This is a genomic window from Bacteroidota bacterium, assembly GCA_016721765.1.
Lineage (GTDB): Bacteria > Bacteroidota > Bacteroidia > UBA4408 > UBA4408 > UBA4408.
In genome coordinates this window covers 524,163-541,364 of record JADKHO010000001.1, presented here as the reverse complement: position 1 = coordinate 541,364, position 17,202 = coordinate 524,163, and the positions used below count along the sequence as shown (strand labels likewise).

The following is a 17,202-nucleotide window of genomic DNA, read 5'->3' as shown; positions in this document are numbered from 1 at the left end:
AAACCATATGAAAAAGCTAGTAGTATCACTCCTAATTATTGGCGCGCTTTCAAAATTGAATGCAGCTGTTTTAATTGTTAATAACAACAGCGGAGCCAATGCATTGTATACAACAATTGACGCTGCTTTAGCAGCCGCAGCCCCCAATGACACACTTTACGTAAACGGCAGCAATGTAACCTACAGTCAGTTTACAATTACGAAAAGCATTGTAATTATTGGGCAAGGAACATTTAGCCAAAAGCAAAATGCATTTCCAAGCAAAGTAAATGGCTTTGTCTGTAACAGTAATCTCTCCAACATAGTTATTAAAGGTCTTCACCTCATAAGTGATGCATCGTTTGCAAGCAAAACAAATATCTCACAGGTAGAAATAACCGGAAATTATTTTACTAGTAGCGGTGTTGTAAATTTTAATGCTGCAACGAATTGCTCTTTAATAAATATTTCAAACAATATTTTTGGAACCCTAGGGGCAAATAAAATTGACTTTGTGAACAGCGCCGGATTAAGCAATGTTTTGATTCAAAATAATTTGATTTTTGGGTCTATTCGCAGCCTTAATGCCAGCAATTCACTTATTAGTCACAATGTAATTTTAAGTATTTCGGATGCATTTGAATTTTTTGGCGGCGTCCCATTTTCGAATGTGATGATAAAGGACAATATTTTTTACAATGCCGATCCCATTGCGAATACTACATCCTGCACCTATTCTAATAACATCAGTTTTAGCACCGGCACACCGTATGCCAATATGATTGGTACAGGAAATTTAGACAATGTAAATCCTGAATTTGTGAATGTGACGAATGGAGCCTATACCACTGCATTTAATTTCCACTTGTCTAATTTTTCACCTGCCATAGGCGCTTCGTCTACCGGGGATGACATTGGAATTTATGGAGGCTCTTTTACTGCGACTACAACCGGCGAAACAAGCAATTTGCCGGTAATTCGAACTATGGACATTCAAAATCTGAATGTCATACAAAATGGAAATGTGAATGTAAAGGTGCGCAGTACGAAAGCTCGCTAATTTGCTACATACTAATTCTTAAAAAAAATAATATTAACTAAAACCAAAAAAATGAAATCGAAACTAGCTACCCTTATACTGGTAAGCATTCTAATTGTTAACGCACAGGCCACCGTGCGCACATTAAGTAACATAGGAGGCGCTCAATTTGGGAGCATGGATGCCGCAATTACCGGCTCAAATGCAGGAGATACCATTATGGTAAAAAACACAAACATTTCCTATCAAATAATTGATTGCGACCCGGCTTGGAACAAAGCTTTTTGTGTTATTGGAATTGGTTTTAATCCCAATGTCTCAGTTCCCAAAAAGGTACAAATGAGTTACTATGAAGTCTGTAATAGTGGTGCCAGTAATAGTAAGTTTGGATTAAGTGCCGGAGGAAATGGAAGTAAATTTTATGGATTAGAATTTATAGTGGAGGTCGTAGCTGCATCCAACATCTCAAATTATACCTTCGAGGATTGCATTTTCTACGCTCCTGTTAACTTTGGGGGTTTTTCTGCCAATGGAGTCACTTTTAAAAATTGTGTCTTTAAAGGCACCGGCAACGATAATTTAATAATCTCACCTGCGCAACAAGCAACAATTGTTATCACCAATTGCATTTTTAATGGAGCGGTAAACGGAAATAACAATGTTGTTTCGAATGTAATTTTTGACCATAGTATTTTTTTGTCCACTATCGGGAATCCAATCGCTAACTTTCAATTGACCACTTTTCAAAATTCAATTTTCATGAATACTGCCAGTCTATCAAGCAATACTTTCAACTGTATATTTAATAACAATATCGCACAATTGGCTGCAACTCTGCCACCTTCAGGAAATTCCGGCGCCGCAAACAGTGTTAACGTCGATCCATTGTTTGTGAACTATACCTTGGGTAATCTATATAATCCAAGTTTTTCCTTTAAACTGCAAGCGGCGTCACCGGCAATAGGGGCAGGATTGGGCGGCTCGGATATTGGAATACACAACAGTAACAGCACTTTTAACGAAGCGGGTGAGCCGGTGTTGGCTCCAATCATAAGAAATATGACAGTCGAGAATTCGAATGTATTGAATAACGGAAATGTAAATGTGAAAATCCGCAGTACAAAAGCGCGATAAACTAATTTTAATTTAAAACCTTCTATCATGAAAAAAGGGAATTTCAAAAGCTTAAAAGAAGCATGTCTATTAATTGTGTTCCTACTTATTAAGAATACACAGGCAAATGTGCTATTGATTAATAATAACACCAATAGCCCTGCACCCTATAACGACATTGCCACTGCAATGAGTGCTGCCAATTCGGGCGACACACTGCTCCTCACCGGTTCACCGTATCATTATGGAAACATTAGTATTACTAAAACATTAACCATAATTGGCACCGGAGTAAATCCCCAAAAACAATTGCCTTATACAACTTCCGTGGGAACAATAGGGATGGGTAATAATTTAAGTGATGTGAAGCTTACCGGATTAATTATAACAGGAGCAATCAGCTTAGCTCCCGGTACAACAAACTTTAATTTAGAATATTGTTACATAGCTGCGAATCAAGTTCAATTAAACAGTTCTTGCGTCAACAATAAAATTAGCAACTGTATTTTCAACGGTGGTGGGCGAAATATTGATGGATTTGATGCTTGCGGCGGATATTATGTTAACTGCAATAATCTTTTAATTCAAAATTGCATATTTAATGGCGCTGTATCAGGCTTAAATATACCGGGAACCGTAATTCAAAACAATATCTTTTTAAACGGCTCAACCGCTTTTAATGGGATTAATGTGTATAACAACGGTGGTTGCTACACTACAAGCTATATCTATAATGCCACCATTCAAAACAATATTTTTTATAAGGCTGATCCTATTGCATTTACAGGCGGGTGCGCCATGAATAACAACATCAGTTACAGCCCAAGTGCTACCTTTTCTCCGATGACAGGCAATGGAAATTTAGATAATGTGGATCCTCAGTTTGTAAATTTTCCGGCAGCAGGTGCCCCTTTTGGTTTTAGTTATGATTTTCACATTAATGCAGCCTCTCCTGCGCACCTTGCGGGAAGCGACGGCAAGGATATGGGTATTTATGGAGGAACATTTCCTTGCTCGCTTTATGGTGAAGTTTATAATATGCCCGTCATCCGACAAATGAATATAAACAATACCAATGTGGAACCCAATGGCACTCTAAATGTGAAGTTGAGAAGTACCACCTCGCGTGTTAATTAAAATGTAAATCTGTTTTTATAAAAAATAGCCAATAGCAATTGAAAATCTTAAATCAATAAAATGAAAAATATACTACTCCTCATTTCAATATTTCTACTTCCATTAATGGGAAGCGCTCAGAAGCTAATCATGGGCGAATATTTTTTCGATACTGATCCGGGTATTGGAAGCGGAACGGCAATTATAGTTCCCATTCCCGCAGATTCGGTAGAGATAAATTTTACGGTAGCTGTAAGCGCTTTAAGTCCCGGCCTGCACAATTTGTATGTGCGCATGCTTAACGATAGTGGCGTGTGGAGTTTGGCTGAAAATCGCCTAGTAAATGTGTATAAAGCAAGTGTAAATAGCGCAATTGTGGGTGCTGAATATTTTTTTGATACCGATAACGGTATTGGAACAGGAACTTCTGTAGCTATTGGAACCAGCGGCGACTCCGTGGAATTTAGTTCTTCGATTTCAGTAAGTGCATTAAGTGCAGGGTTGCATAATTTGTATTTCCGCACAAAAAATGCTGACGGAATTTGGAGCATTTCAGAAAACCGTTTAGTAAATATTTACAAAGCACCTATCAATTCGAATATAGTAAAAGCAGAATATTTTTTTGATACCGATCCGGGTGTTGGATTGGGAGCTGCATTAACAATAGGAACTGCTGCCGATTCAGTTGAATTTACTTCAATCATTTCATCCGGTTCAATTTCACTTGGGTTACATAATTTATACATACGCACCAAAAATAGTGACGGGGTATGGAGCATTAGTGAAAACCGCTTGATAAACGTGTTTAAAAATGTGAACAGTCAAATTGTGTGGAGCGAATATTTCTTTACCAGCGATCCGGGAGTCGGCAATGGGATTGGTTCACCGGTGCCGGTTCCGGGCGATTCAGTAGAGTTTACTACTAGTGCGCCAACTGCAGGTTTAGGTTTTGGTGTAGGTACACATTCGATTTTTATGCGTACAAAAAATGCCGATGGGATATGGAGCATTGCCGAAGAACGTAGCTTTAGTGTGTGCGATACCATTGGCGTAGTGCCAACAATTATAGGCGATACAATGCTAGCAGCTTGCACCAATCAAAATGGAATAATTTACACAATCGATACTGTGTTAAATGCTGATTATTATGTGTGGAATTTACCTTATGGCGCAAGCATTATATCGGGCGATAGTACAACATCGATAACCGTGAATTACAGTGCCTATTCCTTATCGGGATTTGTTACCGTTGCCGGTGGATATGGGGGTTGTACCGGAGTACCAACGTCTTTGCACGTAAATTTTAAGCCCATACCGGTTGTTCAAATTTGCAGCGCCACTGTGGATTCCCTTACACAAAAAACTAAAATATCGTGGCAGCGTGCAAGCGAAAGCTATGTAAGTGGCTATGTTTTGTTTCGTGAAACAGCAGGCACTTTTGCAGCTATCGATACTGTTCCGAATACTCCACCTGCAAGTTATTTAGACACAGCATCACATCCTGAATTACAATCCGAAAAATATAAAATTGCAGTGTTGGATAGCTGTGGAAATGTTGGTGATACAAGTGCCATATTTGAGCATCGAACCATTTATTTGTATGGTTATGTCGGGGCTGGAAGCATTGCAAAATTATATTGGACCGATTATATTGGAAACCCTGATCCGAATCGTTTTTACAATGTAATGCGCGATTCAACAGGTACGGGCAATTTTAGCATTATCGCGGCCAATCTTCCTAAAACAACTTTAAGCTATACAGATGCCAGTTCCGGTGGATTTGCAAACTGTCGCTATTACATCGATATGTTCTCTGACATAAATTGTGATCCCAATTTGAGGACTTTAGCAACTAAAAGCACCTCTCGCTCCAACATCAAAAATAAAAGCCTTTTAACCGATAGTATAACTTTTTTTACCGGAGTGCCTGCCTTTCCAAAGCCTGAGCCTGCGTTTAAAATTTACCCCAATCCGGCTAAAGATTTAGTAAATATTGTATTAAAGGATGCCTCCTTAAAATACGGAGTTTCCATATATGATATGCTCGGTAAGGAAGTTTTAAAATCGGCCTCCTCTTTTTATAAAAATGCAGAAGTGGTGCAATTGCCGCTGAATGGGCTAACACGAGGACTTTATTTTGTGCGCATAAAAACAGCGGAAAAGGAATATGTGTCGAAGTTGAATGTGGAGTAATAATTAGTTACTATATAATTTAGTTTATTATGCGAAGTATATTAGTTTTCATTGGTCTTTTTTTGTGCACTCCATTATTAAATGCACAAACGAGTCAAAATGGATACATCTACTATCCAGGAACTACAAATGCAACAAATGCACAATTAAGCCGAAAAAACTGCTTACTTATTGACAGTTTGGGCAATAAATGGGTGGGTTACCAGCGCGCCGGACTTGGAAAATTTTCGAATGGAAGTTGGAGCATGTTCAACATGCTGAATTCCGCACTACCGGATAGTTTTGTCACTTGTTTAGCAGTATACAAATCAACAAAAATTTGTATCGGTACCAGAAATGGTTTTGCTTTATTTGATGGCGTTTCTAATTGGAATATTTATACAACAACAAACTCTGGAATAATTGGTAATTACATTTCTTGCATTACTGTTATCGATGATGATATTTGGATAGGAACACGTTCGGGAATTTCTAAGTTTAGTAACAATTCATTCACCAATTTTACTCAAACGGGAAATGGATTGCTTAGCGATACAGTTTTATCAATTGCAGCCTCACCAGTGGCGTTTAAAATTTGGATTGGTACCCAAAGAGGATTAACAAAATTGGAAAATGGTATTGCCACAAATTACAATGCGCTCAATTCTAACTTGCCAACAGACCAAATTGTTAGTTTATTATATCATGCAAATAAGCTTTGGATTGGTACTGTAAGTAATAGTCTTTACCTTTTTAATGGAATTTCATTTTACAAATTCAATAACATTTCTAATTCAGCCATAGAAACAAATAATCGTATTTATTTTATTGAACCCCTTGGTAACAATTCGGTGTTAGTGCCTTCCTTAAACAGTATATTAGAAGTAACTGAAAATACAGTTGTCAACACCTATTTGAATTATTATGCAAATCTTAATTCAAACCCACTCTTTGCACATTACCTTAAGTTTGATGCTAACAGTAATCTCTTGTGGATAATTAAATCTACTACTTTTGGGGCCGATTTCACCGGCATATTTTCTTTTGATAGAAATGGGTATGAATCCATATATCCATGGATTTATAATAACATCCCTTTAACTTACAAGCCTGAGAATTTAATTTCCAATAATAATGCAAAATATTTAGATGCAAATAATGTAAAAGCTTTAATTTTAAATAGAGGTGATATGTTTTATAATCCAACAACTAGTAACTCAAGCTATGAGGTACCTAAAGGGAGTGGGAAAACCACAATGGGTTTACAGGCATTTTGGATTAGCGGTTTGGATGCTGGCAATAATTTACATTTGGCAGCTCAAACATATCGTCAAATCGGAACTGATTATTATCCAGGCCCACTGGATACACTAAATGGAAGCATAGATTCTGCTACTTCAGTTTTGTTCGATAAGGTTTGGAAAATATCAGCCCGGGATATAGAGGAATTTAAATTTAATTTTTCAAAAGGACTTGTTCAAAACGCAAGCTATTTGCCAACTAACGATATAATAACTTGGCCTGCATCAGGAATGGGCAATTATTCAAGAAAACTAGCACCTTTTGTTGATGTTAATTCGAATGGGGTTTATGACCCGCTCATTGGGGGTGATTATCCCCAAATATTGGGCGACCAGATGACATATACAATTTTTAACGATAATTTGGCAGCCCATGGTGAAAGCGGCGGAACCCCGCTCAAAATGGAAGTGCATGCCTCAGCATATTCTTATAATTGCGGTAATTTACCCGATAGTTTAACGGTTATAAATAACACCACATTCTATAAATACGAGATTTTTAATAGAAGTACCGACGATTATCACGATGTGAAGATTGGAATACTTGCAGATGAAGATTTAGGCAATGCTTCTGATGATGCGATTGGTAGCGATAGCTCAAATAATTTTTCTTATTGCTACAACATTGACCTCATTGATCCTGTTTATGGATCCACCCCACCCATTCAAAGTCAGATAATATTAAATGGTCCGCCTGCAGCACTAAATGATGGGATTGATAATAATAACGATGGACAAGTTGATGAATTGAACGAGAATTGCTTGCTCTCAGGACTAACCTATTTTTTAAATAATTCAACCCAACAAGGTAATCCTCTTACAACAAACCAATTTGCAAATTACCTGAATCTTAAGTGGCGGGATAATACAAATTTGACTTATGGCGGAACTGGCTATGGCGGTACTCAAAATACGCGATTTGCATTTCCGGGAAGGCCAACTGTGGCTGGTTCATGGTATTGTTCAAGCGCAAATGATTATAGAACCATTGCGAGAATTGGTGCTTTTGAGTTGAAAAAAGGCGAATCAGTAACAATTGATTTTGCTGATATTTTTTCGCAAGATACGCTGCTACCGTACAATTCTACTGCTTACTTTGATTTAGCAAAAGCAGATGCTGCCAAAATTAAAAATTGGTTTTCGGTTCAAAATTATCAACCGTGCACACCTTCAATTGAAACCATAAGTACTTTACCATTTTCTGCAAGCGAATACTGTGCGGGTGATACAACTTCCGTAAGATTCGTTAGTCTCGGTAATTTTAATCCGGGGAATGTATATACAGTTGAACTCTCTGATGGTGAATTTGGACTTTCATTACCTTTCACGTTAGGGAATATTGTAAGTAATGCCAACTCAGGAACCATACAAATCACGTTTCCTGCTTCTTTGATCAATGGCAAGGAATATTGGATTAGAGTTAACTCGTCAAATCCTCCCATCGTAGGTGCCGTTAGTACGGCTAATTTAATTTTGAACCCCTTACCACCAACCCCATTAGCCATTTCAGGTACTAGTTTTGTAAGTGCATGTCAAAATCAACTTGGAATTTCATATTCCATTTCTCCGGTGAATACTGCTTCTGCTTATGCATGGACATTGCCTAATTTGGCAACAATAGCTGGCGTTTCTGATAGTAATGTGGTGAGCATAAATTATAGTGCCTACTCTTCTTCCGGTAATATTAAAGTCAGTGCTGTTAGTTCCTGTGGAGTGAAAGGACATCCTTCTGAATTATTTGTAAATTTTAAACCTGTACCACTTGCCGAAATATGCAGTGCCACCGTTGATTCGCTTACGCAAAAAACAATAATATCCTGGCAAAGGGCTACTGAGAGTTATGTTAACAGCTATGTTGTTTTTCGTGAAGTAGCCGGAGCTTTTACGGCAATTGATACCGTTCCAAATGTTCCACCAGCAAGTTATTTAGATACTGCTTCACATCCCGAACTTAAATCCGAAAAATACAAAATTGCAGTGCTCGACAGCTGTGGAAACGTTGGGGACACTAGCGCCATATTTGAACACCGCACAATGTATCTTTATGGTTACGTAGGAGCAGGAAGTATTGCCAAATTATATTGGACTGATTACATTGGAAACCCTGATCCGAATCGCTATTACAATGTAATGCGTGATTCCACAGGTACGGGCAATTTTACCATTATCGCGACTAATCTTCCTAAAACCACTTTAAGTTATACCGATGCCAGTTCCGGCGCATTTGCAAACTGTCGCTATTACATCGATATGTTCTCTGACATAAATTGTGATCCCAATTTACGGACATTAGCAACTAAAAGTACCTCCCGCTCCAACATCAAGAATAAAAGCCTTTTAACAGACAGCATTACATTTTTTACAGGAGTGCCGGTCTTTCCAAAGCCTGAACCTGCCTTTAAAATTTACCCTAATCCTGCTAAAGATTTAGTGAGTATTGTATTAAAAGATGCCTCCTTGAAATACGGAGTTTCCATATATGATATGCTCGGTAGGGAAGTTTTAAAAGCGGACTCCTCTTTTTATAAAAATGCGGAGGTGGTGCAATTGCCGCTGAATGGGCTAACACGAGGACTTTATTTTGTGCGCATAAAAACTGCGGAAAAGGAATATGTATCGAAGTTGAATGTGGATTAAGTTGTTAGTGGGATAGAATAATATTAATTATTAGTTATTAATCCTAAAAGGAGTAATATGAAAAGGCAATTTCTTTTAGCCCTTATGGCAATTTTTTCAGGACTATGGGTAAGGGCACAAATTGTAAGCATTCCTGACCCTAACTTTAAGGCAGCTTTGCTTGCAAATACAGCTATTAATACTAATGGGGATGGGCAAATACAAGTAAGTGAAGCTGCTATTTATCAAGACACAATAAGTGTTTTTAACCGTAATATTTCAAGCCTTCAAGGTATTGAAGCATTTACTTTAATAACTCGGCTAGACTGCAGATACAATCTGTTATCTAACCTGGATTTATCTAACAACTTGTTACTAGATAATATTAAATGCGGGGGGAATCAATTATCGAGTTTAACTATTGGAAATAACTTCTCGCTAACCATTCTTCTCTGCGAAAGCAATCAATTAGTAAGTCTTGATGTTTCAGCTTGCCCATCCTTATATGTGCTAGGGTGCTCAGGGAATCAACTACAAGATTTGGATCTTTCTAATTTATCCTCATTATATACTGTAGGTTTAGGATTTAACAATTTAAACACCCTTAAGCTAACAGGGTGCAATTCACTTCATAATTTATATATTTCAAACGGCCTAATCGATACTCTAGACTTGTCCACGAATAGTTCACTTGTTCAACTTTCTATTACTAATACAAAAATTAAAAACCTTGATGTTTCGAATTGTCATTTACTTGAAACTTTGGGCTGTGACAGAAATTCTCAGTTAAGTAATATAAAAACAACTGGATGTGCTAGTTTGTGGGGTATTTATTGCGGTCAAAATATGCTTATAAACTTGGATGTTTCAACCAATATTTCATTAGTTACTTTCCATTGCGAAAGGAATAAATTAACAAGTCTTGATTTTTCAAATAATCCGAATCTTGTTGAATTATATTGTGATAGTAATTTGTTAACGCGTTTGAATCTCAAAAATGGTAACAATAGTAATATGCTTCCACCTTCATTATGGCAGAATCCAAATTTGTTTTGCATAGAAGTGGATGATACGGTTTATGCAAATTCATTTTGGGCTGGACCAGGAGTCACGGGATCTACAGCTGTATTTAGTACAAATTGCTCGTTGCCTATTGTAAACATTCCTGATCCTAATTTTAAATCGGCATTGGTAGCTAATCCAGCCATTAATATTAATGCCGATTCCGAAATTCAAGTAAGTGAAGCTGATGCTTACGCTGATAGTATTAATGTTCAAAATAAGGGCATTACTGATTTAACCGGAATCGAAGCATTTGTTTCGATTCCGGTTTTACTTTGCTCCCAAAATCAACTTAATAGCTTAACCTTAAATTTAAATACGCATCTTGCTCATTTGGACTGCTCTAATAATCAATTAATAAATTTGGATGTTACTTCAAACACTGCACTTCAAAGTTTAAATTGCAATAACAATCAATTAACTAAGCTGGATGTATCTGCAAGCGATTCGTTGCGCGTGTTATTTTGTGCTGCAAACCTGATTGATTCAATTGATGTAACTAGTAATAATTTTCTGCAAGTATTTCGATGCAACGCCAATCAATTAACTGGTTTAAACGTTTCAAATAACACAGCCCTTTTAGAACTCAATTGTAGCAATAATAACTTATCAAATCTGGATGTTTCAACCAACCTGCTTTTAAATTATTTGGCTTGCAGCAACAATTCAATTTCGGCACTTTCCGTTGCTAATAACCCATTATTGTATTACCTAAATTGCGGGGCTAATCAGTTAAGCACAATTGATGTTAGCAACAATCCGGGCATTACCGATTTGCGCTGCAACAACAATCAGATTACCTCCCTAGATGTTTCGGCTCAGTTGATATTAGCCGGTTTACATTGTAACGCAAATCAATTAAATAGCTTGGATCTCAGCTTCAATTCAGCCCTAGTGTATCTGGATTGCCCAAATAATCAACTTACCACTTTGAATGTCAAAAATGGGAACAACACAAATGTCTCTCATTACAATTCAAAAAATAAACCCGCTTTAACCTGTATTCAGGTGGATGACTCGCTTTATTCAAGTGCTAATTGGGGCTCAGGAATTGATGCGTCGATGTCTTTTGGTAATTCTTGTCTGCAATGTTTGGTTGCCATTCCGGATGCAAATTTTAAAGCTGCATTGGTTACAAATTCTGCAATAAATACAAATGGAAACACTGAGATTGAATGTTCGGAAGCAGCTGCATATACAGGGATTTTAGATGTTTCAAATCTAGCGATTTCCAATTTGATTGGAATTTCAGCATTCACAGCAATAAGTGCCTTGAACTGTTCCAACAATAATTTAACGAGTCTTGATATCACTGCAAATACACAACTTACAAGTTTAAAATGTTCAAATAATCAATTGAATGCACTCAGTGTTTCAGCAAATACTTCACTTGTGGAATTGTATTGCCGTAACAATAATTTAACTGTTTTGGATGTGTCAAACAATGCTGCCCTTTCCACTTTATATTGCGGCAACAATCAAATTACACACCTCAACCTTTCCATGTTGAGTTCATTCGAATATTTGGATGCATTAAACAACCAATTGATTTACCTCAACATCCAAAATGGGAACAACACAAATATTCAGGATTTTGATGCAACCGGTAACCCCAATTTGCTTTGTATTCAGGTGGATGATACAAGTTACATGCAAGCGAATTGGTTTGCATACATTGATCCTATTGCCACATTTAGTTTAACTTGCTCCTGCACATTCCCGGCTGCAGCAGGACTCATTGTGGGGACAACTTCTGTAAGTGCGTGTTCTAATCAATTGGGTATTATTTACAGCATCGATACGATTGCAAATGCACTAGCCTATCAATGGACTTTACCACCTTTTGCCAATATTGTTGGTGCAGCCAACTCCAATGTGATACAAGTAAATTATGGCCCTTATTCCGTCTCGGGTGCTATCTCAGTTAAGGGAAAAAATCTTTGTGGAAATGGACCAACATCTACTCTTGCCATCAATTTTAAACCTATCCCACTTGCCGAAATTTGCCGCGCCACCGTTGATTCCGCTAGTCAAAAAACAATACTCGAATGGCAAAAACCAATTGAAAGTTATATAAATGGATATGTAATTTACCGCGAAAACGCTGGTGCTTTTGTAAATATCGATACAGTTTCAAATGCAGCATTTAGTTCCTATTTAGATACCGGCTCACATCCAACTATCCAAGCCGAAAAATATAAAATTGCAGTATTAGATAGTTGCGGAAATATTGGTGATTTAAGTGCGCCTTTTGAACATCAAACCATTCGACTTTACGGAAGTATCCAACCGGGTGGTTTTGCAAAGCTCTATTGGACAGATTACATCGGAATTAATGATAGCAGTCGTTATTTTAATTTACTGCGCGATACGCTTGGAAATGGGCCGTTTAACGATACACTGGCAAGCCACATCAGCCCGTTGGTTTTGATGTCGAATACAGATTTAACCTCCGCAATACATCCCTTATGCCGTTATGTGGTAGAAATGATTTTCAATAGCAATTGCACACCTACTCAACGGGTGCTCGCAACGAAAAGTACTTCGCGTTCAAATATTAAAAATAAAACAACCTTGTTTGATTCAACCGGAGTAGGTATTGCAGATTTTGAGAAGCACTTTCAAGGTATAAAAATTTATCCTAACCCTACGCACGATTTGCTATCCATTCAACTGAATACAAAGGAACTTATAAATGAAATTATTATTTACAACTTACTGGGTAAAACAGTGCGTAAGGAAATGTTATTGAATACACCAAAATCAAATGTTCTTATGAACTTAAAAGGAATTGAAAAAGGTGTTTATTTTTTGAATATACAATCAGGAATCTATTTTTATATAACAAAATTAATAATAGATTGAGCTAGCGAATAGGGCTCATTAACTTTTGAAACACCCCTAAAAAGATGAAAAAAATAAAATCGCTTTTCACCATTTTTCTTCTAGTCCTGATTCTAAGCGCAGCTGCTCAAAACAACTATTTACCGGTAACACTTACCGGTTTTACAAAAGATGTGGTTGCCGATGGAACTGGTTTACCTTCGACTTCCACCTCTACCGGAGCCGATGCGGATAATGCAGGCTACTATTTCATCGATAGCACATTTCGACATTCACCCACCGATTCAACTGCAGATTTCTTTCTGCCAAGCAATCGAATCATATATAGCCAGGCAACTCCAGGGAATTACTTTTTTTTACAACCCTATTGGAATTACAATTCTTTAAGATTAGACAATACCACTAATTCTGGTTCCCTTAATTTTGCTGTTCCACAAAGTGCTTATAATATGTACTTGCTTGCAACATCAGGTGGTGGTTCATCTGTATGTACCATTAATGTAATTTTTACCGACAATACTAACACAAGCTTTACCAATGTTACCATTTCCGATTGGTATGGAGGAACTCCTTATGCCGCTAAAGGTATTGGTCGTACTTTTTTAAATGCTCCGGATCCCGCTCTTGACGCAGATAATCCCAGGTTATATGAAATTGATTTGCCGATAACTTCAACCAAATTAATAAAGCGAATTGCTATTTCAAAAGCTAATGCTGCTTCTGTGCTGCATGTTTTTGCTGCCAGCATTTTACCGCGTTCACCCTTCTGTGTTTCGGGTCCAATTTCACAGTATGATTCCTACGATATTGGAAAGGTAACTTTTGGTACTTTATCCAATGGAAATCCAAACCCGGCTCAAAACAATCTTTCTGCGATTGGAAACTACAATGACTTTACCAATTTAACTGCACAAAACTATACCCAAGGAGTAAATTATACTTTTTCTATCAACCAAATTGCAAAGACTTCATTTTTCAGAGCAAACTCTTATGCTGCTTACATCGACTATAATCACGACAGTATTTTTGACGAATTGTACGAGAAAATCACCGCAGGTAGTATGAATGGCGATAGCGGTGTTTTTTCAGCAAGTACGAATGTAACTATATCCCTGAATTCATTGCCCGGAACTACCCGAATGCGCGTTGTATTGGTTGGAACCGGTGAGAAGGCCCGTGCTTGTGGGACTTATTATTACGGCGAAACGGAAGACTATTTAGTTACTATTTTAAGCGCACCACCATGCAGTTTAAACCCAATTGCAGGACTTGCTTCGAGCAGCGATTCCACAGTTTGTGCTGACACACTTTTTAGACTAAGCTTGGTGGGTAACAGCATCGCCGCTGATATCCAATATCAATGGCAAATATCGCCCGATAGCAACAATTGGCTAAATGTAAGTGGCGCGAATTACACTGAATTTGTTACAAGCGTTGTTACGGATAGTTATTACCGTTGCATTACTACTTGTGTAAATTCAGCACTTTCAGATACTTCTTCGGTAGTAAATATCAAAGTGAATCCATTTTATTTATGCTATTGCAATACTTCCCTATTGGGAAATTCGAATCAATTAAACATTGGAAATTTTACCTATGGTGGCTTAAACAATGGCACGGATACTGCAATGCTCAACAATCCCACTGCAACAGCTATTTATTCCGATTTTAGAAATCTTACACCGCAATCATTTGTGCCGGGTGTCAAAGATTCTGTTTCTGTTACGGGTATTTCGTCTTCTTCCTTTATTTCTAATAATAGGGTTGCAATATATATTGATTACAATCATGACACACAATTTAATCCAATTAGCGAAAATGTTTTTAATGGTATTAATGTGCAACAAATCTATGGTAATAAGATTAGCGGTTTTATTACGATTCCTTATAACGCACTCACCGGTATTACCGGATTAAGAGTCAAACTCAGTTCTGATGATTACAACCAACCGGATCCTTGTAGAAGTATTTATGAAGGAGAAACAGAAGATTATTTAATTTCTATTTTGCCGGCTCCTGTTTGTAGTGGTTTGCCTAATGCAGGAGGAGCATTTTCAAGATTAAATGACTTGTGTGCCGGTGATAAAACTTCTATTCATTTAATAGGTGCTGAACTAGCCAACGGATTAACCTATCAATGGGAAAAATCCAATGATTCGATAAGTTGGCAATCCATACTTAATGCAACCGATACTGTATTAAAAGTGGTGCAAAATGCTACTGCTTTTTACCGTTGTTTAGTATCCTGTGGAGCAGGAAATTCAGCCACATCGCAAAGTATTAAAATAGCCATGCGCCCTTCTAATTTGTGCTATTGTTCCGACACATTGGGTGGTCAGGAATCTTTAACCACTATATTTATCAATCGGGTGAGCATAGTAGGAACTCCATTAAATAATGCAAGCACTACTTCCCCTTATGTAAATGAAAGTGCGCTATCTGTTTATCCACCTACAGGAAATACTACGTGTATACTTTATCATGACAGTACTTATAAATTAAAAATTTCTACAACCGAAAGTCGGCCAATTTCATGTTGGATTGATTATAATGTGAATGGAAATTTTGAAAAAAATGAGTATTACAAAATAACAGATTCATCCACTCCCGGGTTCGAGGATTCTGTCGAAATTACAATCCCTAATTCAGCCAATGCAGCCTTAACCGGAATGCGCATTCGCTATGGCTCCGAGAATGATGTGAATGATTCAACCAGTGCATGCGACTTCTTTTACAGCGAAGGTGGGGGTGATGGTGAAACCGAGGATTATTTTATTACCATACAATGTATCGCTTCTCCCGATAGTGCAGGCGCAATTACCGGAGAAAGTTTTGTAACTGCTTGTATCAACCAAAATTTGATTTCGTATTTTATTGATTCGATACCTTATGCCTCAAACTATTCTTGGTCATTGCCGCCCGGAGCAAGCTTTTTTGGTGACTCTACAAGCAATTCGATTACGGTTAATTTCAGTGCATTTTCCGCTTCCGGCCTCATTCAAGTAAAAGGTCAAAATGCATGTGGTGATGGAGTAGCTTCCGAACTGTTTATTGATTTTATTCCCATCCCTGTCGCCGAAATTTGTCGAGCTACCATTGATTCAGCAAGCCAAAAAACTTTACTGGAATGGCAGAAGCCAATTGAAGATTACGTGGATGGATATGTAATTTTTCGCGAAATAGCCGGGGTGTATGTCAACATCGATACGGTTTCGAATACTGAATTTAGTTCCTATATCGATAGTGGCTCAACACCGATCATTCAAGCTGAGAAATATAAAATAGCCGTATTGGATACTTGCGGAAATGTAGGCGATATTAGCGCTCCTTTTGAACATCAAACCATTCGACTGTATGGCTCTATTGATTGGGGCGGAGTCGCCAAATTGTATTGGAACGATTATGTAGGTATCGATGACTCTTCACGCTACTTTAATTTGTTAAGAGACACCACCGGAACCGGTGCATTCAACGATTCAATTGCAAAAAATATATCACCACTTTCCTTGATGAGCTTCACGGATGTTGGTTCTGCCGGTTTTCCGAATTGCCGTTACGTGGTTGAAATGGTGTATCAAAGTAATTGCAATCCAAGTTTCCGCACCCTTGCTACTAAAAGCACCTCACGTTCCAACATCAAAAATAAGGCGGATTTAATTTTTGATTCACTTATTTGCTGTGGGTTTACAAATCTAAACGGATTTAATCAAGGCTTTAAAATGTATCCTAATCCGGCAAAAAATATTTTAAACATTGCAGCAGATTTGGCTTTCACAAGTCTGCAGATTCGTATTTTTGATGCGCCTGGAAAAACGGTGTTTTATAAAACAGTAGAAAGTGCCAACGCTTTTCAAAACATCCAACTGCAGTTGCCCGCTTTGAAAACTGGAATTTATTTTATTGAACTCATTGCACCTCAACATACCGCCTATTTAAAGCTAAGTATTATTGAAAATTAAA

At 37.6% G+C, this 17,202-nt stretch carries 7 protein-coding genes; all 7 read left to right on the top strand.

What is annotated here, in order from left to right; genetic code table 11:
• The first annotated feature begins 7 nt into the window (after positions 1-7).
• Genes IPP32_02105 through IPP32_02075 form a run of 7 tightly spaced genes read left to right on the top strand, consistent with a single transcriptional unit; the run spans position 8 to position 17,201 of the window.
• The gene (locus IPP32_02105) at positions 8-1,039 is read left to right on the top strand and encodes a hypothetical protein (protein ID MBL0046879.1); all 1,032 of its coding nucleotides are present in this window, start codon (positions 8-10) and stop codon (positions 1,037-1,039) included.
• Positions 1,040-1,090: 51 nt separating this feature from the next.
• Positions 1,091-2,152 (top strand): hypothetical protein, encoded by a 1,062-nt coding sequence (locus tag IPP32_02100; protein ID MBL0046878.1) that lies wholly within the window; start codon positions 1,091-1,093, stop codon positions 2,150-2,152.
• Between the two features lie 27 nt (positions 2,153-2,179).
• On the top strand, positions 2,180-3,268 hold the full coding sequence (locus IPP32_02095; protein ID MBL0046877.1) for a hypothetical protein: 1,089 nt from the start codon (positions 2,180-2,182) through the stop codon (positions 3,266-3,268).
• Between the two features lie 60 nt (positions 3,269-3,328).
• Positions 3,329-5,440 (top strand): T9SS type A sorting domain-containing protein, encoded by a 2,112-nt coding sequence (locus IPP32_02090; protein ID MBL0046876.1) that lies wholly within the window; start codon positions 3,329-3,331, stop codon positions 5,438-5,440.
• Positions 5,441-5,469: 29 nt separating this feature from the next.
• The gene (locus IPP32_02085) at positions 5,470-9,357 is read left to right on the top strand and encodes a T9SS type A sorting domain-containing protein (protein MBL0046875.1); all 3,888 of its coding nucleotides are present in this window, start codon (positions 5,470-5,472) and stop codon (positions 9,355-9,357) included.
• Positions 9,358-9,414: 57 nt separating this feature from the next.
• Positions 9,415-13,263 carry a T9SS type A sorting domain-containing protein gene (locus IPP32_02080; GenBank protein ID MBL0046874.1) on the top strand — a complete coding sequence of 1,283 codons (3,849 nt, stop codon included), beginning with the start codon at positions 9,415-9,417 and terminating at the stop codon, positions 13,261-13,263.
• 44 nt (positions 13,264-13,307) lie between these two features.
• Positions 13,308-17,201 (top strand): T9SS type A sorting domain-containing protein, encoded by a 3,894-nt coding sequence (locus IPP32_02075; protein ID MBL0046873.1) that lies wholly within the window; start codon positions 13,308-13,310, stop codon positions 17,199-17,201.
• Position 17,202: the final 1 nt, after the last annotated feature.

Bases quoted from the DNA above. Each gene is read 5' to 3' on its own strand.
- IPP32_02095 (MBL0046877.1), top strand. From the start codon at position 2,180: ATGAAAAAAGGGAATTTCAAAAGCTTAAAAGAAGCATGTCTATTAATT.
- IPP32_02105 (MBL0046879.1), top strand. From the start codon at position 8: ATGAAAAAGCTAGTAGTATCACTCCTAATTATTGGCGCGCTTTCAAAA.
- IPP32_02100 (MBL0046878.1), top strand. From the start codon at position 1,091: ATGAAATCGAAACTAGCTACCCTTATACTGGTAAGCATTCTAATTGTT.
- IPP32_02080 (MBL0046874.1), top strand. From the start codon at position 9,415: ATGAAAAGGCAATTTCTTTTAGCCCTTATGGCAATTTTTTCAGGACTA.
- IPP32_02090 (MBL0046876.1), top strand. From the start codon at position 3,329: ATGAAAAATATACTACTCCTCATTTCAATATTTCTACTTCCATTAATG.
- IPP32_02085 (MBL0046875.1), top strand. From the start codon at position 5,470: ATGCGAAGTATATTAGTTTTCATTGGTCTTTTTTTGTGCACTCCATTA.
- IPP32_02075 (MBL0046873.1), top strand. From the start codon at position 13,308: ATGAAAAAAATAAAATCGCTTTTCACCATTTTTCTTCTAGTCCTGATT.